This window comes from Nitrosospira sp. Nsp14 (assembly GCF_900113575.1).
Lineage (GTDB): Bacteria > Pseudomonadota > Gammaproteobacteria > Burkholderiales > Nitrosomonadaceae > Nitrosospira.
In genome coordinates this window covers 39,461-56,753 of sequence record NZ_FOPV01000017.1, presented here as the reverse complement: position 1 = coordinate 56,753, position 17,293 = coordinate 39,461, and the positions used below count along the sequence as shown (strand labels likewise).

The window sequence follows — 17,293 nt, the reverse complement described above, 5'->3', positions numbered from 1 at the left end:
CTATTGTTATTCCTTAAAACTCAACTCAACTCCGTTTCCCGCCGGGTCTTGGAGGAATAGCTGGGTAATGCTCAGTACAGGCACTGTACCCACCCGGAACGCGACGTTGTTTCGCATCAATCTGGCTTCCATCTCCGGACGATCTGTACATGTAAAGGCGATATGATCGAAAGTGGTTGCCACGCGGGCAGAACGGTCTTCGTCGTGCGCCGCTTCGCTCAAGTGCAGGATGCAGACAGCGCCCGCATAAAGCCAGTACCCGGCGCTCCCCAGCGGGGGACGCTCTCCTTGCGCAAGGCCGAGGACACTGCAATAAAACTCTTTGAGCTGTTCCAGCAGCGGGTGGGGAGCACGCAGGTTAAAGTGATTAAGTCCGATAATGCTCATGCGCACTCCCATGTGTGGATCGCCTACCTGAAAAACTCCAGGCAGGCTTTGAAAGTTTCTCCTTCCGACCCGGCTGCCACTTCCCCACACGCCCCCTGTTGGAGAATTATTCGCGGGCTCCGCTACTTTTCAATAAGGCAGCGAGTTCCTCGTTTTTTTTACTCATGGCCCAGTCCAATGCGCTTTTTCCCCACTCATTCCTCATGTTGGGGTCGGCGCCATTCTTCAGGAGAACCCTGGTGGCTTCCACATGGTTGCCGCGCGCGGCCATCATGAGGGAGGTAGTTCCGTTATCAGCGGTTGCATTAACCGGGACGCCGCCTTCCAGCAACAGCTCGATAATTCTGGCATGGCCGCCGCTGGCTGCATATAGCAACGGATTCCAGCCCTTGTGATTGATCTCCGCTCCGTTGAGATAGAGGGTCTCCACAATTTTTCCGAGACCTTTGTAGCTGGCGAGCATAATGGCCGTTTCGCCATGACGGTTGCGCAGATTGAGCTTCGCGCCGGCATTCACCAATATATTAACGAGTTCGGCATTGTTATTCCTGACCGCGACCATCAGGAGCGTATTTCCCCCCTCGTCAGGCGTGTTGGGGTCAGCGCCCTTAGCGAGCAGCTTTGCGACGTCGCTCGTATGATTGTTTTCGGCCGCGGCGCGCAGATCTTCGTATACTCCGCCCACGGCAGCCGGCGGCTGGCTCAAGCTGACGACGAGCGCCAGACCGGCCATAAAAAGCGGTTTTCTCGGTGACTTCATGTTTACGCCGCCTTGAACAATTTAAAGAAGTTGTCGCTGGTAGCTGCGGCTATTTCATCCACGCTGATGCCGCGCAGTGCCGCTATTTCTTCCGCCACGTGCCGGACAAAGGCGGGCTGGTTGATTTTGCCGCGGTGCGGCACCGGAGCAAGATAGGGCGAATCGGTTTCTATCAGCATTTTCTCCAGCTTGATACGTTTCGCCACGTCCTTTAATGCGACAGCGTTCTTGAACGTGACAATACCGGAAAATGAAATATAAAAATTCATTTCCATTGCCTGTTCTGCGACTTCCCAGCTTTCAGTAAAGCAATGCATGACCCCGCCCGCGTTTTCCGCGCCCTCCTCCGCCATGATGCGTAGCGTATCGTCGGCAGCTGCGCGCGTGTGGACGATAAGCGGCTTGCCGCATTGCCGGGCAGCGCGAATATGCTGGCGGAAACGATCCCGCTGCCACTCCAGGTCACCCTTGAGGCGAAAATAATCCAGCCCTGTTTCGCCGATAGCGATGACCTTGGGATGATCGGCCAGGGAGGCCAGTTGGGCTGCCTGCGGCTCGGCAAGGTTTTCGTAATCCGGGTGAACCCCAACCGATGCGTACAAATTAGGATGGCTTTCCGCCAGAGCGCGCACACGGGGAAAGTCGTCAAGATTGACGCTTACGCAGAGTGCGTGACTGACCTGGTTCTCGCGCATCTTCTCCAAAACCTCGTCAAGATTGCTTGAGAGGTCCGGAAAATCAAGATGACAATGAGAGTCGATAAACATGACTGAACAATACGCGAAAAATTAAAAAACAATGAATCCTTCCCTCAGCCGGCATGCATTTCGCGGGGCGATGGGGAGAGCGCCTTGACGTAGGAAAAAAGCATCTCTTCCAGGAATAAGCGTGGGTTGAGCGTATGACTTGCCAACTGATGCGTCTCGGTCAAGCTGCGCAAATAAGTGGCGAGCAAACGTGGGTCAATGTCCGAAGCCAATGACTTTACCGTTGCAAGCATATTCAAATGGTAGCGAATTTTCCCTGCGGTTCGGAAACTCATTAGATCATAGCACCATTTTTGCAACCAATTGACCACCGTGGGGAGGTCGGCCTTCTGCATCTCCTCCGCGACTGCGATGATATCCAAATTCCGAGGCGAACTGATTTGCCTGATAAATGCCTGATGTTCCTGGAGATATTTGCCCTCATTAAACTCCAGGGCGGCCAATGGCGCAAAACCCGCGGAGGCAAGGCAGGTTTCGGCCTGCTCGACCCCCTGCTGTTGGAGCCACTGGATGGCCGCGGTAGGCACAGGCGCAGGCATGACGACTTGATGGCAACGGCTGCGTATCGTCGGCAGCAAATGTCGCGAGTGATGCGTCACGAGAATGAACAAGACATGTAGCGGCGGTTCTTCCAGGTTCTTCAGCAGCGCGTTTGCCGCGGCTGGTTGCATGCTCTCAGCCGGATGGATCAGGATGATCTTGTATCCATTCCGGTGGCTGGATATATTGATAAAATCGGCAAGATCGCGTATTTGCTCTACCTTGATGTGACTGCTCGGTTTCCGTTTGGATTTCGCGCCGCTGGAATCAGTTCCAGCTTCATCCATTCCCGGTTCACTTCCAGTGCCCGCATCGTCCGGGGCGGCCCCGCTACCGTCACCCGACTCAGCGGTTGGAGGTTTCCTTGATATGAGCTCGGGTTCGACCAAGCGGAAATCCGGGTGGCTCCCCTGCTCAAACCAGTGACAGCTTGGGCAGATTTCGCATGCATCTCCGGCAGCCGAAGGGCGTTCGCACAACCTTGATTTTGCGACATACCGGGCAAACGCCAGTTTTCCCAAACCCTTACGGCCTCGCAACAGCAGCGCGTGGCCAAATGGGCCGCCGCCTGCCGCCAGTTTGCGCCAGAGCTCAGCTTGCCACGGATAAATCTGTGTCATTACAGAAACTTAAGAATATATCATCAAGTCGTTTATGAACTTCTGTGATAGAAAGGTTGGCATCAATTAGGCGTATGCGCCTTGGAAATTGCCGCGCCCTTTCCAGATAAGCTTCTCGCACACGCGCAAAAAACGAATCGGCTTCCTTTTCGAACCGGTCGGCTGACTTGATGGCGCTGGTTCGCTGCCTGCCCAACGCCACCGCGACGTCGAAATAAAGAGTCAGGTCGGGTTGAAATCCGTCCTGTACCCAGTGCTCGAGCTCCGAAAGTTTCGCTGTCGTCAGCCCTCTTCCACCGCCCTGGTATGCAAAGCTGGCGTCGGTGAAACGGTCGGAAATCACCCAATCACCGCGCTCGAGCGCGGGCAGAATAACTTTATCCAGATGTTCCCGTCGTGCCGCGAACATCAGTAGGGCCTCGGTCTCGGCATGCATCGCCTGGCTAGTGTCAAGCACAAGCTGGCGTAATGCTTCGCCCAAGCGGGTCCCGCCAGGCTCGCGCGTTGCCAACACGGTTTTACCCTGGGCGCGCAATTGTTTTTCGAGCCACTGGAGATGGGTACTTTTGCCCGCGCCATCTATTCCTTCGAGCGTAATGAATTTCCCGGTGCCGGGTTTCGAAACTGTCATTCCACCTTAGCGGAAGTCCGCCCAGTAATTTGTATCTGCGCAGTTTAGCCTATACTTGCGCCTGGCAATAGCCTGGACACATCATGCATGAGCCGGTTGGGACTGTTCAGCAGTTGCCCGCCGGTATACCATTGGTAACGATTCGACTGATTTTCCGCGAAATATTCACATTCAGGAGTCCCTCCATGATTCGGGTTGTTGGAAGTTCATTGGCGCGCCATATCGCTTTAATTGCTTTATTTGTTACGGGCGTGCCGGCGTGGGCGGAAAGCGTGGAACGGGTGGAACAGTTGGAACAGGTGGCGCCGGGAGTACCCGCGGGAACGGAGACGGCGTTGCCTCCCGCTGCCGTGTCTGAGCAGACATCGCGCCCCATTGGCGAGCGGCTGTCAGACTATGAGACGATGGAATTGCACCTGCGGCGGTATGGCGCCGCTGCCAACAGCATGGCGCAACTGTTCAAGCAGCTGAATCAGAAAATTCAGGAGGTATCGCTCGCGGCAAAGACCTTCGAGGCAAAAAGCAATTCGCACAACCGTCGCCTACTGGAAGAGAAGCTGCGCCAACTGGAAAATATGCGCGCGTCTTTCAGCAGCCAGCATAACCAGCTGCAATCGCAGATGCAAAATGAGTACCGCAGCTATGCCGCGTTGAGCAGCAGCCTGAAGGCCAAATACGACACACTTGACGAGCTGCAGGCCAAAGTGGATACCACCAAGGCAGCCAAGGAAGCGAAGGAAGGCAAGTCCAACGCATCCAAAGGCAAGCAAACGAAGCCCAAGGAATCCAGGGCACAGGAAGCAAAGGGGGTCGAATCCCAGGCACGGGAGGAGACGAGGGCGACAAATCCCCAGTCAAGCGCGAAACCAGCCGCCGATTCAAATGCCGGCCCGACCTTGCACCCTATTCCCTAAACGGGTTAAAGCAGCACAAATGAGGAGGAGCCGCATTCCTGCACTATTTTTTGCTGCCCCACACCTCGGCGAGGCGTGCGTCGCGACCGCAGTTGCTGCGATAGTATGAATAGCGGACGGGATTTTTCTTGTAATAATCCTGGTGGTAATCCTCCGCCGGGTAAAACTCGGTTGCGGGGAGAATGTCGGTGACGATCGGCTGCGAAAAGCGGGTCGAAGCTTGCAGCGCGGCCTTGGATGCCTCAGCCTGCCGCTTCTGCTCCTCGTCGTGATAGAAGATCGCGCTGCGATATTGGGCGCCGCTATCGCAAAACTGCCGGTTGGCCGTCAGTGGGTCAATGGTCGGCCAGAACGCCGACAGCAGTTTGGCGAAACTGGTTTTAGCCGGATCGAAACGTACCTGGACTGCTTCGATATGTCCCGTTTTCCCGGAGGAGACCTGTTTATAGGTAGGGTTGGGAACAGTGCCGCCTATGTAGCCCGAGGTGGTGGAAATTACACCCGGGACCTTGTCAAAATCCGCCTCCGTGCACCAGAAACACCCCCCGGCAAAGGTGGCGACACCTGTCGAGGCACCGGACCCGGCTGAGCTCATGTCTCGGGTTGACGTCTCGCTGCCGGCGCCCGGCTGTTCGCACCCGCTGAGGACGACGCCGAGCAGCAGGCCGGCCAAGAGATAGCGAATTTGCCGGGCTTCAGGGACGAGAGCGGTTTTCTCGCGGACGAATAACCTGAACATATTGGCTTGATCAACTCCTGAGCGGGGGCAGAGGCTCGCTGCGAAGCACGAACCGGAGCGCGACGCCATTGTTGCACCATCGTTCCCCTCGCGGAAGCGGACCGTCATTGAATACGTGGCCCTGATGGCCTCCACACCGGGCACAATGATACTCGGTGCGCGGAAGAATCATCTTATAGTCGTGCTTGGTCGCCATATGGCCTTCGACGGGTTGGGTAAAGCTCGGCCATCCTGTGCCGCTTTCATATTTGTTGGCGCTATCGAACAGGGGCAAATAACATGCGGCGCAAACGTAAGTGCCAGGGCGGTCTTCGCGGTTGAGGGGGCTACTGCCCGGCGGTTCCGTCTCTTCCTTGAACAACACCTTGTAGGCCGCGGGGGAGACGAGCGCGCGCCATTCTTCAGGCGGCTTGTTCAGCGGGCGAACGGTCGGCTTCATTGAAATAGTCTCCGCCGCCTTGTTTCGCGAGCATGCAGAAAAAAGCGGCAGCGCGGCAAGCGCGGGCAAGCTCTGCAGTAGGGTGCGCCGGTTCATGGGAACCTCCTCGCGTTCGTTTCTGGAACAGTAGTTTGACCGCTTTCACCGTCCTTTGGTTTCGCGGACACGGGTTTGCCCCATGTTCAATGGTTTTCCTGAAGCCATGAAGCGGCACTGTCGGAAGCGTCCCTGTCAAGTCGAGCGGACCGAAATAGGATTCTTGCCCGTCACCGATCTCTCGCCGATGCAATCGGGAACATGCTTCCCACGCGTCCTCTGGGCGTTCTTCGTTACCTCTGCTGTTTTGCTACATGCGTCTTGGGCACTGCGAGCTGTATTCCCCTAATTGATTCGCGACGCTCGCATGCGCTGCCCATTTAGATGCAGGACAAGACTTGCAGCGCGGCCTTTGCCATCGACTTCGAAGGTGATTTGAGCGTCCACCGCCTTACAAAAGAATTCGCGCTCTCCTTCCGGAAAAATCTCGTATCTTTCAGCACCGGATTGCGCGAAAAAATGACTGCCTTCCCGCATTACTGTCAAGATGGAATCCGGTTTCAGCCGATAACGTCCGATATAGCCTTCGTATAGCCTTGAATCGATTGCAATCACAGTGCGCTGCTTTGGCGGGAGACAAGCTGATGGAGTGAGCGGCGGATTTGAAGCAGTTGAAGCCGCTTTAATACGGGAGCAGCCGCCTATCAATATGCGCATCACCGTGGCAGATTTTTTCTTCCAGACTCAATGGCTCGATTGCTTTTGTTCTACTACGGAAGGCTGATGTTCCTGCATGCCGCGGTGAGGTAGTGGATGCACCGAGCGCATTCGGCCGCGTGAAGTGCCCCTCGAAGCAGAATTGGCAACGTGGTTCAGCAGCCGGTCTTCCTGCGAGGCTCAATAACGGTTCGAAAACGACCGGGAAGGTCATGTAGCGGTCGTTCCGGCTGGTTTTGCTGATCCTTCCAACGTCTCCCGCAACCTCTTCTCCTGATCGGGCGACAGCGAGGTTTTCAGGACTTTGCCTCCGACGTCCGAGAGCGCAGCCAGTACCTTGTCCTGCCTGGCCTTGCGCGCAAGCACAAATAGCGCGGATGAGTTATTGGGTATGGTTTCCGCCAGCGATGCTATGAAATCATCGTCGATTCCGTAATCCGCAAGCGAGCCGGACAACGCGCCGGCGCTGGCCCCAAACATGCCACCAAGCAGGAACCCGGCAGTCGGGTTCAAGAACAGCATCCCGATGAGACCTCCGAGGAAGGTCCCGGCAATCAGCCCAGCCGAGGCCTGGGCACCGACGAGGTCCACGCTTTGCTTGAGCTGAATCTTTCCGGATTGATCGCGAATGACAACGACCGCATCCTCGAGATCCACCAGATCTTCGCTCTGCAGCGTCCTGAGCCGCCATAAAACTTCATCGGCTTTCATTGTGTCGTTGAATCCAACGGCTACCAAATCAGACATGCGCGCCTCCTTTGCAAGTAACCAGGTATTTCTGTCCCCGGCCCGCCGCCTGCCGGTGAATGTGAACGGGAAAGCCCGTCCGTCCGATGGCCAGCTCTTCCATTTCAACAGTGGATGCGCACGGCAGCTATGGCAGCGGCTTGATGCGAATATGGCGAAAGGCAACACGTGAGCCGCGGTGACCCTGGAGGCCGACGTGAGCAGGCGCGCCTGGTGTCCCCGGCAGCCCACGCCCGGGATGAGTATTTGTAAACCGGGTGGTTCGCTGGCCATTCAGAAAGACGCTGTAGGTCTGACCCAGCACTTCGATCTCCAGATCGTTCCACTGCCCGGGGGGTTCGGCTGACTGACGGGTAAAGATCTGGTTGTCTTCGTTATAAACCGCCCCTGTCAGGTGCTTGTCTGCGCCAACCGGAGCGCCTGCTTCATCGATCTGCACTTCGAAGCCGAAATCGATGGCGACATAGGCAGTGTTATTGTAGCCCTTCGTATTGGGATTGGGGAAACGCACGAACACGCCCGAGTTGCCCCATTGATCCCAGCGCAGCCATTGCAGCCTGAGGATGTAATTTGCCGGCATCGGCTCGGTGTACCACAGCAGCCCGAGGTCGTCGCCGGTGGCGTATTCCAGCGTGCCATCCACGATCAGGAACCGCCCGGGGTTGCTTCGGTCCGGGGGCTGGTTGCTGATCTTGGACATGCTCCACTTGCTCATGTCGAATCCGTTGAAGATCGCGGTAAACCCGGCTTCCGCCTGGAACGGCGCAGGCGGAGGCACCAGGGCATCGCCCATGCGCCGCGCCAGCGCCACGCCCGTTAGCATGGGATTGGGCGATCCTATGGACGGGAATAGCGCGGGGCCGGAGACGTATGTATTGGGCGAGAAGTGGAGCCGGCCGTTCAAGTCGGTGACGGAGTCGAGAGGATCGCTCCCCATCGCAAGAGTTCCGCACTCATGGTGTGTCGTGCCCAGCCCATCCCTGCGGCTGGCGAAAGGTGCAGCCGAACGTGGCGCCTGGTTTGCCTGCACCTTTTGATAGACCCCATTGACCATGACTTCATACGGATGCCCGTTGGCAAATACAAGAGCCGTGTCATCCGCCATCCGGTCCATCGCGTCCCACAGGGCCATGTCGCGGGTGGACGGGTTGATGGAAACAAATGCGCGCGGAATCGAATATTCGTCAGGCGTGGTGAGGCGAATGCGGCTATTGGGATTGCGCGCTTCCATTTCCCCGATACTGCGCAGCGTGATCACGACCTGATCGTCGTTGGCCGTGAGGAATGGCGTGAAATAATCCAGGCTCGGTACCTTCCTGAACAGTTCGGGTTCGGTATCCGCAGTGGGCCGGTCCAGGCCGGCTGCCGTGATCTGAATATGATGAAAGCCGAACTGTGCACCGGGGCCGTGCCGGTAACGCCCCTTGAGAAATAGCGCCGAGGCTTGCAGCTCATTCGGCAGGCCTTCCGGCAATGCGCTGCGCGGAATGCGCAGGGTCAGATTCGAACGCAGGTGCGCCATCAAGTTCGTCCCCATGAGGCTGGCATTGGGCGCGTTGGCGAAAGACACCATCGCCAGCCGGGCGCTTTCGATGGTGCCGAGCGCGATGATGACTTTTCCCTGGGTCGGCAAGCCTATCATGCCCAGATTGGTATCCACCGCAGCCACCCGCCAGCCGTTTCCTTCGGGCACGCTGAGAAGGCGGGTGACATGACAATTGGGAACGATCATCAGGCGCTTCTTGACGTCGTCGCCCCCGGCCTCAGCCTGCGCCGCCCGGGTGGCTTCGGTCATCAGCGGCACGCTGCTGAATTTATTGAATGGATAATAACCCGAGCGCGGCGCGCCGCCCTGTACCGCCAGGGGCGCTTCGAGCTTGTACATGTCGAATGCGGGCGATGTCAGGGGCGCGTCTTCCAGATGCATGGGTAGTTCGGCAAGCGGTACGGCATCAGGAACAAGACCATTGTTGATCCCGTTGAACAGCATGCCGCGAAGCGCTTCATGCAGCGCGCCCTGGATGTAATCGTTGGTCCGGCTGGTTCCGATCTGCTGGCTTGCCTGAAAGAAATAGCCGTTCGGCTGTTTCAGCGCCTGCGTTACAGCCGCAGGCCATCTTGCCATTTCCGCCTCAAGCAATTGCGGGGACCAACCGCCGAAATAGAGCGAGCGTCCCCCAATGCAGTACGCCAGTCCGGGAAAGCCCTTTTGAACATCTGTTTGCCAGGGCAAACCCCATACCTCGGCCCGAGGACCCGGATCGGTCGTGGAAGGCGCGGGTGGATTGAGGCCGAGCATGGGCAGGTTCTGCACATGCTCGGGAAGCAGAAAGGGGCCACCTTCCAGTACCAGAATCCGGTGGCTATGGGTTTTGTCATTATGGAATAGATGTTGCGCAAGCACCCCGCCGAAACTGCCGCCCCCGATCACGATGATGTCGAAGGGACGAGCATCCGGACGCGCGCCAGAATCGGCGCTGCGTATTGCCTCGTCCAGCCCGTTGCAAAGGTAGCGTCCCAGCACGTCGCGCGTGAAGTCGGTTGCTTGAGCGGTGGCGTTCGTTACCATAAAGACTCCCTATCAACATAAATAAACGCTTCGGTGGCAATGCTTATTTTCCCCGGCGAAAAACAGGTTCACGCCCAAAAAATGACGATCAACCTGCCGATCCAGTTACCTTTCGCGGGGACGCCGATGGAATGCCGGAAGCGGATCCGGTGCGTTGCCGGCGTTATTCGTCTCTTCCATGCCGGGTTTTTCTCGTGGGTAGTTTTGTTATAGAACGGTTTGGTGATTTTTCAAGGCTGGCAATCAATGGATATAGCGTTAGTCGCACCTCATCCGCTTATTCCTATTCGGCCAAGGTGGGGAGTGGGGGGTGATTCGGAAGAAAATAGCCTGAACTGTTTGGACCGAGAATTTCACAAATTCTTTATGGTAAACGCAAGCTTGCACCACATGGGCTATGTTATTGAGGTAATTCCACCATTCCAGCATACCCGAAAACAACCCCCCACCATTGCATGCTCGTTTTGCACCACGAGTTTTCTAACCTTTCAATATCCAGAACTTCAACGGGGCGCTCTATGTCGCTTATGCTCAGCGCGATAATGCTACCAATGATGAAATTGCAGGCGCAGGAAAGGGTTTCGTCGATAAATTCGCGTTCAACCGGATTTTTACCGAACGGGTTGCTTCCAATGGCGAATTGAATGCACCCTGGGGCCTGGCCATCGCGCCACCCTCCTTCGGTCCCAAGGCGGGTGACTTGCTGGTGGGCAATTTCGGCGATGGGTGAATAACCAGCTATGACCCGGATACTCACATGTCTCATGGACAATTACTCGATGCCAGCAATAACCCGCTTACGATCGATGGGTTATGGGCAATTTCCCCAGGAAACGGGGTAGCGGCCGGTAATAGCAATTTTTGTATTTCACCGCTGGGCTTACCGAGGAAAGTCATCGGAGGAAAGTGATGGCTTGTTTGGAGTGCTGGCCCCTATTCCAGAGGCATCGAGCTACGCGATGATGCTCGCTGGGCTCGGGTTACTGGGGCTGCTTACCGGGCGCCGGGCTTTGGGATTGGACGACCGAACTGGAAAAGCCTGAGATGATGGCATCGCTGGTCTCCCGGCTTGATCTTGCCAAGCCGGGTCTGTTCTAAAAAACTTGACTTTATTGATGACAGTTTTATTATGTCGAGGTTGGAATGAGCGATCCCTCCTTTGTAAGTGGAAACCTTAAACCCGAAGTCGCTCACGCGTCTTCGGGTTTTTTATCGTCGGAATCCCTCCCCGCTCGCTAGGTGGCAACACCAGAAAATGAGGGGGCTGCTTTCATGCGCTCACGCGATGCGCCTGTAGTCGCTATTGCTATTTACTATTGCGGTGTCCGAGCACGAGGCCGGCTATTTCGACGCCGACCCCGAGGGTAAAAAGTATTGCCCCGATCCAGATATTTTCGGGTGCGAAAAACATCAGCATGCCGCCGAGAACGAGCAGCGAAATCGAGAGAATCCTTTTAGTGCGGCGGTTCATGATCATGGCTTGGAGAAGCTTTTCCCGAACAAGGCAATATTCAATATAGCCTTCGTTGGGAAAAATGCCAGGAAGCGAAATAGGCCCCCGACAAGAATTCGTCACGTGCGCGCCCGCTCGCGCCCTTCGCGCCTTCGCTGTGGGGCAGCGGTTTCAGGCACGGGCATGGAGTTGTTGCCTTATCCCGCCCGAGCGTATGGCTTGAGAGCCGGGGAATCGGCCAGTGAGAGCAGCTGCTGGATAACCTGATCGGCCTGGTCGCCGAGAGATTCCGGAATAATGTTACGTGCCAGCGACGCCTTGAGCGCTTCCCTCAGCCGCGAAGGTTTCTCCGCCAGCAAACCGCGCAAATTTGCTGGAAGCTCCTGACGGAAGAGACCATATGCCACCGCAGGGTCCAACGCGTATTGCCCTGTCCATTGCGCATCCAGGCGCAGGTAGTTAAGCTGATCAAATGGAATGCCGGTTTTGCCGCTGAGAAAGCGCAGGTCTTCATCGCTTAACGACTTGACGGACTCGCCTTCGATAAGTGGTTGCAGCTCGGCAAGATGGCGTTCGTATTCGGAGGGATCATTGACCGATGAAATTTCAAGATCGATTATTTGAAGTTGGGGCGCATTGAACGTGATCGGTGAAGCGGCTATCTCATCCCCTATCTCCACCGCACTTCCGTCGTCGGATGCAATTGCAAAGGCGCGAATAATCAGATCGGCCCGGGTCTTTTTCGAACCGCGAGACGGCGCATTACCGCTATAGGTAATCTCGTAGCGGCCCGCCACATCGGTGACGGTGGAGCCAAGCAGTGTCTCTTCCCGCAGATTGCGGTCAAAAGCACGCACAATTACATCGGCAACCGGCGAGCCATCCGGGGTATGGATTGTGCCTCGAACGATGCCCACTCCTGTGGCAGTAATGTCGAGGTATTCCTGAACTGCAGCCGATCGCTTTCCCGTTTCTGCAACGACATTGCCCTGCGGGTCGAACACGCGGATGATCAGATCAGGGCCTTTTCTTCCGTCGGTATGCCACGCATAATCGACCAGATAGGTACCATTTGCCTGGAGAGCGGCTGTTGTTCCGCAGGGGACAAGCCTGGCACCGGGGAGCGAATCGAAAGCGCGAACGGTAAAGCCACGGGTGTCGAGGGGAACGCCGTTCGTTTGGTAAACCTGTCCGCTGACAGTGCAAAAATGTGTCTGGGCAATATCCGGGGCAAGCGTGACAGTTGCGATCGCTTCGATCTGTTTCCGCAGGTCGTTGGCCTGCCCCGGCTCAAGTTTTTCGATCGTGAAGCCCCGTTCCCAGAATATATCCGCGAAATAATTCCGCCGGCGCGGGATGGGTATCACAAGCCCAAGCCCTAGCAAGGCGCGCAGGTCGCCATCGGTAACGCGAACACGTATCGTGCTGTCGGAGGTCAGGTAGGTGAAACGATCTTCTTGCGCCAACATTTGCTGTAGCGTCGCCACCTCGCCCGGGCTAAGTCTTTCGAGCACTATGCCGTGCGCTAGAATGTGCTGTCGGAGATTGGTAATGCCTTTGACGATTTGGAGAAGTTTGGCTATAAGAGCGAATTTTCCATGCGGATTGATAAATTGAACGGTGGCTCTCATGTTGCGCTTCCCCTGTTGCTGTGCGGACAAGTCATGAGTTCTTTCTTCGAGGGATGATAATCCAGCCGATACAATACCAGTATAAGGACTTGAGCAAGCATTTTTCCGTGCAAATTGCGGTTATTTACGTTTTTCCTCGCTGCGAATCGAAGAACACGAGCTGTGCGCAGGGTCTGCATTTGGAGAATGGAGGGATTTATCGTCGTTAGAGGCGGAATCGATGGGATACGGAAAACAGGTTGTTTCACCCGCCTCGCAAACCTGCGCCTTCCTTAAAGATAGCTGATGAGAATGGGATGTCAAGCGTGAACATGTTATTCGTATGACGACCGGTTTGCCCGGCCCTGATGGGTCTTCAGCTTCGGCAGCGTTATGGCGGCATTCCTGCCGACCATTCTCCTTGACTGGAATATGCACCCTTTTTGTTACAGCCCGATGATGAAAGATTCCTATACCGTAAATTTCGCCTGGCGCATCGCAAATTTGCCCAAGCCGGTCTATCCGCAAGATCTCCCTGTGGTCGGCCGGCGCGCGGATATCGCACGCGCGATCCGGGAACACCAGGTGGTGATCGTGTGCGGGGAGACCGGCTCAGGCAAGACTACGCAGTTGCCAAAAATCTGCCTTGAGCTCGGGCGCGGCGTGACGGGCATGGTCGGCCATACGCAGCCGCGGCGCATTGCAGCCCGCACGGTGGCGGCGCGGATTGCTTCGGAGCTTGACAGCCCCCTCGGCGATGCAGTGGGCTACAAGATCCGTTTTTCTGACAACGTAAGCGTGGGGACTTATGTCAAGCTGATGACAGATGGCATCCTGCTGGCGGAAACCCAGGGCGATCCATCGCTGCGCGCATACGACACCATCATCATCGATGAGGCGCACGAGCGCAGTCTCAATATTGATTTTCTGCTGGGGTATCTGAAGCAACTGCTGCCGAACCGGCCGGAACTGAAGCTTATCGTGACCTCTGCGACGATCAACGCGCAGCGATTTTCCGAGCATTTCAATAATGCCCCGGTGGTCGAAGTATCCGGCCGCATGTATCCGGTGGAGGTACGTTACCGCCCGCTGGTTTCCGCGGTTTCATCTAACGCCGCCAGCCGTGGCGACGCAGCACGCCGTAACAAGGGGGGCGCAGAGGACGAGGATGAGGACGAAGGCGATATCGAACAGGCCATCCTGGATGCGGTCGATGAAGCCATTCGAGGCGGACCGGGCGATGTGCTCATCTTTCTTCCTGGCGAGCGTGAAATTCGCGAGACGGCAGAGGCGCTGCGCAAGCATGCCTTCAGCGGACCCGGGACAGGGACGGGCCACCACGGAGGGGCGGAGATTCTGCCGCTGTTCGCTCGCCTTTCCCATGCCGAGCAGGAACGGGTATTCAGGCCGGGCGGAAGCAGCCTGAGACGCATCGTGCTTGCCACCAATGTGGCGGAAACGTCGCTGACGGTTCCCGGCATCCGCTATGTGATCGACACCGGGCTCGCACGCCTCAACCGCTACAGCTATCGCAACAAGGTGGAACAGTTGCAGGTGGAAAAAATCTCCCGCGCGTCCGCCAACCAGCGTGCCGGCCGTTGCGGGCGCGTGATGAGCGGCATTTGTATCCGTCTTTACCCGGAAGAGGATTACCAGGCGCGCCCGGAGTTTACCGATCCGGAAATTTTGCGCTCATCGCTCGCCGCGGTGATCCTGCGGATGAAATCGCTCAAGATCGGCGCAGTGGAGAACTTCCCGTTTCTTGACCCGCCCCTGCCGCGGATGGTAGCGGATGGCTATCAGTTGCTGTCCGAGCTGGGCGCGGTCGATGAGGCCAACGCGCTGACCGGCATCGGCTGGCGGATGGCGAAGTTTCCCATCGACCCGAAGATTGCACGGATGATATTGGCGGCGAAGGAAGAGAACTGCCTGAGCGAAGTGCTTATCATCGCTTCCGCCCTGAGCGTTCAAGACCCGCGAGAGCGCCCGTTCGAACAGCGGGAGGCGGCAGACCGGGCTCACCAGCGTTTTCAGGATGAGCGCTCGGATTTTCTGGGCTATCTCAAGCTTTGGGAATTCTTCGACGAATTGTTGAAGCATAAAAAGTCCAATCGCAAGCTGATCGCGCAGTGTCACGAAAATTTCCTGTCGCACCGGCGAATGCGCGAATGGCGCGAAGTCCATGGTCAGCTGCATACGCTGGTGGCGGAATTCGGGTTACGCCCAAATGAGATCCCGGCAAATTATGACGAGATCCACCACGCGCTTCTGGCGGGACTGCTGGGCAATATTGGCTTCAAGACCGAGGAGGATGGCGAGTATATTGGCGCGCGCGGGATCAAGTTTTCCATTTTTCCAGGTTCAGTGCTCAAGAAATCAAAGCCTAAATGGGTCGTGGCGGCGGAATTGACCGAAACCACCAAGCTCTATGCGCGCACCGTCGCAAAAATCGATCCGCTCTGGGTCGAGAAGATTGCCGGGAAGCTATGCAAGAAGCACTACTTCGATCCGCACTGGGAGAAGGGTTCCGCCCAAGTTTCGGCTTTTGAGCGGGTAACGCTGTATGGCCTGACCGTGACGCCTAAACGCCGGGTCTATTACGGCAACATCAACCCCCGCGAAGCACGCGAAATTTTCATACGCGCCGCGCTGGTAGCGGGAGAATACACAACCCAGTCGCCATTCTTTCGGCATAACCGCGAGCTCATTGCTGACGTTGCGGCCTTGGAACATAAGACTCGCCGCCCCGATGTGCTGGTGGGCGAAGAGCGGATTTTCGAGTTTTACGACGCCCGCGTCCCCGAGGGGATATGCAACGGCGCAGCCTTCGAAAAATGGCGCCGTCAGGCCGAGCGGGAAAGCCCCCACCTGCTCTACCTTACCCGCGACTACCTGATGCGCCATGGCGCAGAGAACGTCACGGAAGCGCGTTTTCCCGACAGCGTGCGGGCGGGTGGGGTCAGCTTGCCGCTGGCCTATCGCTTCGAGCCCGGCCACGTGCTGGATGGCGTCACGCTTACGGCGCCGTTGCCGCTGCTCAACAAGCTCGAAGCCACGCAATTCGATTATCTCGTGCCGGGATTGATCCGCGAGAAAGTGACCTGGTATCTCAAGGCGCTCCCGAAGCAGATACGCCGGCAGGTTGTGCCAATACCCGATTTCGTCACTCAGTTTCTTGAATACCTTGACGTGGAGTTGAGCGAATCCAGGTTACAGCCGATTCCCCTTGCGGAAGCACTGGCCGCGTTTGTTCGTGACCGAAGGGGCGTTCCCGTTGCAGGGGAAACCTGGCGCAACGAAGAGCCGCCCCCGCACCTGCTGATGAATTACCGCATAGTCGATGATGCGGGCCAGGAGCTGGCAATGAGCCGCAATCTTGCACAGCTAAAGGCGCAGCTTGGGCAGGCGGCACAGTTGACGTTTGCTCGCTCGGATTCAGGCGAGCGCGCGCCGATCGAGCGTGACGATATAAAGCGCTGGGATTTTGGCGATTTGCCGGAAGAAATCGCTTTTACCCGGGGGGAAAAGAAACTTGCCGGTTTTCCGGCGCTAGTCGAACTGGAGGGAAAAATCGGAATCCAGCTGTTCGATACCCGCGAAGGGGCGCAAGCCCGCATGCGGGGCGGGGTCAGGCAGCTACTGCGCCTCGAACTTAGGGAGCAGATGAAGCAACTTGAAAAAAACCTGTCGGGTCAAAACCGCTATCTTGGTCAGGCTGTTTTGCAACTGCACCCCCTTATTCCCCCGGACAAGCTTGTCGAAGACGTCATCAATGCCATCGCCGACCGCGCGTTTATCGGGGAGGATGCGCCGCCGCGGACAGAGAAGGAATTTGTCGTCCAGCGTCACCGCGCCAGGGCGCGACTGCCAGCCGTGACCGAAGCGATCGCACGGCTGGTGCAGACCATCGGCAACGAATGCCAGTCTTTGCTGGGGAAGCTGGCGGGGGGTGGCGCCGCGGGCGGCAAACCGAAGGCGGAGCCCAATGCCCGACTGAGCGCGCAGCTCCGCACACAATTGGAAGCGCTGGTCTATCCCGGATTTTTAAGCGCTACACCGTGGGACCGGCTGCAACATCTGCCGCGCTATCTGAAAGCGATGACCCTGCGGTTGGAGAAGTATCCGGGCAGCCCGGAACGCGACGCGCGCCACGGCGCCGCGATTGCAGGCTTATGGAACCAGTATGAGCAGCGCCGGGAAAAGCATCGCGCGGCGGGGATCAGCGATCCTCATCTTTGCGAGTTCCGCTGGCAGATCGAGGAACTGCGTGTTTCCCTGTTTGCCCAGGAGTTGAAAACCCCCTGCCCCGTCTCTGTCAAGCGCTTGCAGAAGCTGTGGGAAGAAGTCGGCGCATGACGCTCGCT

General features: G+C 57.1%; 16 protein-coding genes. 4 read left to right on the top strand and 12 right to left on the bottom strand.

The features are described from left to right. Positions 1-6: 6 nt before the first annotated feature. From BM022_RS11655 to tmk, 5 genes are all read right to left on the bottom strand, one after another. Positions 7-387, bottom strand: coding sequence for a VOC family protein (locus BM022_RS11655; protein WP_091139542.1), 381 nt, complete (start codon positions 385-387; stop codon positions 7-9). A gap of 106 nt (positions 388-493) precedes the next feature. Further along, positions 494-1,147: an ankyrin repeat domain-containing protein gene (locus BM022_RS11650; RefSeq protein WP_091139472.1), complete on the bottom strand. Its 654-nt coding sequence runs from the start codon at positions 1,145-1,147 to the stop codon at positions 494-496. A gap of 2 nt (positions 1,148-1,149) precedes the next feature. Next, the gene (locus BM022_RS11645) at positions 1,150-1,914 is read right to left on the bottom strand and encodes a TatD family hydrolase (protein ID WP_091139470.1); all 765 of its coding nucleotides are present in this window, start codon (positions 1,912-1,914) and stop codon (positions 1,150-1,152) included. Between the two features lie 44 nt (positions 1,915-1,958). Further along, the gene (gene holB, locus BM022_RS11640; protein ID WP_091139469.1) at positions 1,959-3,074 is read right to left on the bottom strand and encodes a DNA polymerase III subunit delta'; all 1,116 of its coding nucleotides are present in this window, start codon (positions 3,072-3,074) and stop codon (positions 1,959-1,961) included. Beyond that, on the bottom strand, positions 3,046-3,705 hold the full coding sequence (gene tmk, locus BM022_RS11635; RefSeq protein ID WP_091139467.1) for a dTMP kinase: 660 nt from the start codon (positions 3,703-3,705) through the stop codon (positions 3,046-3,048). The genes holB and tmk overlap by 29 nt, the downstream gene beginning before the upstream one ends. Before the next feature lie 185 nt (positions 3,706-3,890). Here tmk and BM022_RS11630 point away from each other — a divergent pair, with 185 nt between their 5' ends. After that, positions 3,891-4,619 carry a hypothetical protein gene (locus BM022_RS11630; protein ID WP_091139465.1) on the top strand — a complete coding sequence of 243 codons (729 nt, stop codon included), beginning with the start codon at positions 3,891-3,893 and terminating at the stop codon, positions 4,617-4,619. A 43-nt stretch (positions 4,620-4,662) separates the two neighbouring features. Here BM022_RS11630 and msrA read toward each other — a convergent pair whose 3' ends face one another. The 5 genes from msrA to BM022_RS11605 form a co-directional block, all read right to left on the bottom strand. Beyond that, positions 4,663-5,358: a peptide-methionine (S)-S-oxide reductase MsrA gene (gene msrA, locus BM022_RS11625; RefSeq protein WP_177191711.1), complete on the bottom strand. Its 696-nt coding sequence runs from the start codon at positions 5,356-5,358 to the stop codon at positions 4,663-4,665. Positions 5,359-5,368: 10 nt separating this feature from the next. Continuing rightward, positions 5,369-5,893 (bottom strand): peptide-methionine (R)-S-oxide reductase MsrB, encoded by a 525-nt coding sequence (gene msrB / locus BM022_RS11620; RefSeq protein WP_091139464.1) that lies wholly within the window; start codon positions 5,891-5,893, stop codon positions 5,369-5,371. Positions 5,894-6,178: 285 nt separating this feature from the next. Further along, a complete protein-coding gene (locus tag BM022_RS11615; protein WP_177191710.1) occupies positions 6,179-6,448 on the bottom strand; it encodes a DUF3471 domain-containing protein in 270 nt (89 codons plus the stop codon). A 312-nt stretch (positions 6,449-6,760) separates the two neighbouring features. Then, positions 6,761-7,297 carry a DUF1269 domain-containing protein gene (locus BM022_RS11610; RefSeq protein WP_091139461.1) on the bottom strand — a complete coding sequence of 179 codons (537 nt, stop codon included), beginning with the start codon at positions 7,295-7,297 and terminating at the stop codon, positions 6,761-6,763. A 127-nt stretch (positions 7,298-7,424) separates the two neighbouring features. Further along, the gene (locus tag BM022_RS11605) at positions 7,425-9,866 is read right to left on the bottom strand and encodes a 3-keto-alpha-glucoside-1,2-lyase-like domain-containing protein (RefSeq protein WP_091139460.1); all 2,442 of its coding nucleotides are present in this window, start codon (positions 9,864-9,866) and stop codon (positions 7,425-7,427) included. Between the two features lie 493 nt (positions 9,867-10,359). Here BM022_RS11605 and BM022_RS15245 point away from each other — a divergent pair, with 493 nt between their 5' ends. Beyond that, entirely contained in the window at positions 10,360-10,596 is a 237-nt protein-coding gene (locus BM022_RS15245; protein WP_143079578.1) for a TIGR03118 family protein, read from the top strand. Positions 10,597-10,825: 229 nt separating this feature from the next. Continuing rightward, entirely contained in the window at positions 10,826-10,909 is an 84-nt protein-coding gene (locus tag BM022_RS16095) for a hypothetical protein (RefSeq protein WP_371264331.1), read from the top strand. Positions 10,910-11,172: 263 nt separating this feature from the next. Here the strand turns inward: BM022_RS16095 and BM022_RS11595 are convergent, their stop codons facing one another. Together BM022_RS11595 and BM022_RS11590 are read right to left on the bottom strand one after the other, a co-directional pair. Beyond that, positions 11,173-11,442: a hypothetical protein gene (locus BM022_RS11595; RefSeq protein WP_091139459.1), complete on the bottom strand. Its 270-nt coding sequence runs from the start codon at positions 11,440-11,442 to the stop codon at positions 11,173-11,175. Positions 11,443-11,516: 74 nt separating this feature from the next. Next, entirely contained in the window at positions 11,517-12,950 is a 1,434-nt protein-coding gene (locus BM022_RS11590; RefSeq protein WP_091139457.1) for a carboxypeptidase regulatory-like domain-containing protein, read from the bottom strand. Positions 12,951-13,388: 438 nt separating this feature from the next. On the opposite strand from BM022_RS11590, the gene hrpA reads away from it, so the two are divergent. Further along, positions 13,389-17,285 (top strand): ATP-dependent RNA helicase HrpA, encoded by a 3,897-nt coding sequence (gene hrpA, locus BM022_RS11585; protein ID WP_091139540.1) that lies wholly within the window; start codon positions 13,389-13,391, stop codon positions 17,283-17,285. The last annotated feature ends 8 nt before the right edge of the window (positions 17,286-17,293 follow it).

Excerpts from the sequence above, each read along its gene's own strand:
- BM022_RS11655 (WP_091139542.1), bottom strand. The coding sequence starts at position 387 with ATGAGCATTATCGGACTTAATCACTTTAACCTGCGTGCTCCCCACCCG.
- BM022_RS11650 (WP_091139472.1), bottom strand. The coding sequence starts at position 1,147 with ATGAAGTCACCGAGAAAACCGCTTTTTATGGCCGGTCTGGCGCTCGTC.
- BM022_RS11645 (WP_091139470.1), bottom strand. The coding sequence starts at position 1,914 with ATGTTTATCGACTCTCATTGTCATCTTGATTTTCCGGACCTCTCAAGC.
- holB (WP_091139469.1), bottom strand. The coding sequence starts at position 3,074 with ATGACACAGATTTATCCGTGGCAAGCTGAGCTCTGGCGCAAACTGGCG.
- tmk (WP_091139467.1), bottom strand. The coding sequence starts at position 3,705 with ATGACAGTTTCGAAACCCGGCACCGGGAAATTCATTACGCTCGAAGGA.
- BM022_RS11630 (WP_091139465.1), top strand. The coding sequence starts at position 3,891 with ATGATTCGGGTTGTTGGAAGTTCATTGGCGCGCCATATCGCTTTAATT.
- msrA (WP_177191711.1), bottom strand. The coding sequence starts at position 5,358 with ATGTTCAGGTTATTCGTCCGCGAGAAAACCGCTCTCGTCCCTGAAGCC.
- msrB (WP_091139464.1), bottom strand. The coding sequence starts at position 5,893 with ATGAACCGGCGCACCCTACTGCAGAGCTTGCCCGCGCTTGCCGCGCTG.
- BM022_RS11610 (WP_091139461.1), bottom strand. The coding sequence starts at position 7,297 with ATGTCTGATTTGGTAGCCGTTGGATTCAACGACACAATGAAAGCCGAT.
- BM022_RS11605 (WP_091139460.1), bottom strand. The coding sequence starts at position 9,866 with ATGGTAACGAACGCCACCGCTCAAGCAACCGACTTCACGCGCGACGTG.
- BM022_RS16095 (WP_371264331.1), top strand. The coding sequence starts at position 10,826 with ATGATGCTCGCTGGGCTCGGGTTACTGGGGCTGCTTACCGGGCGCCGG.
- BM022_RS11590 (WP_091139457.1), bottom strand. The coding sequence starts at position 12,950 with ATGAGAGCCACCGTTCAATTTATCAATCCGCATGGAAAATTCGCTCTT.
- hrpA (WP_091139540.1), top strand. The coding sequence starts at position 13,389 with ATGAAAGATTCCTATACCGTAAATTTCGCCTGGCGCATCGCAAATTTG.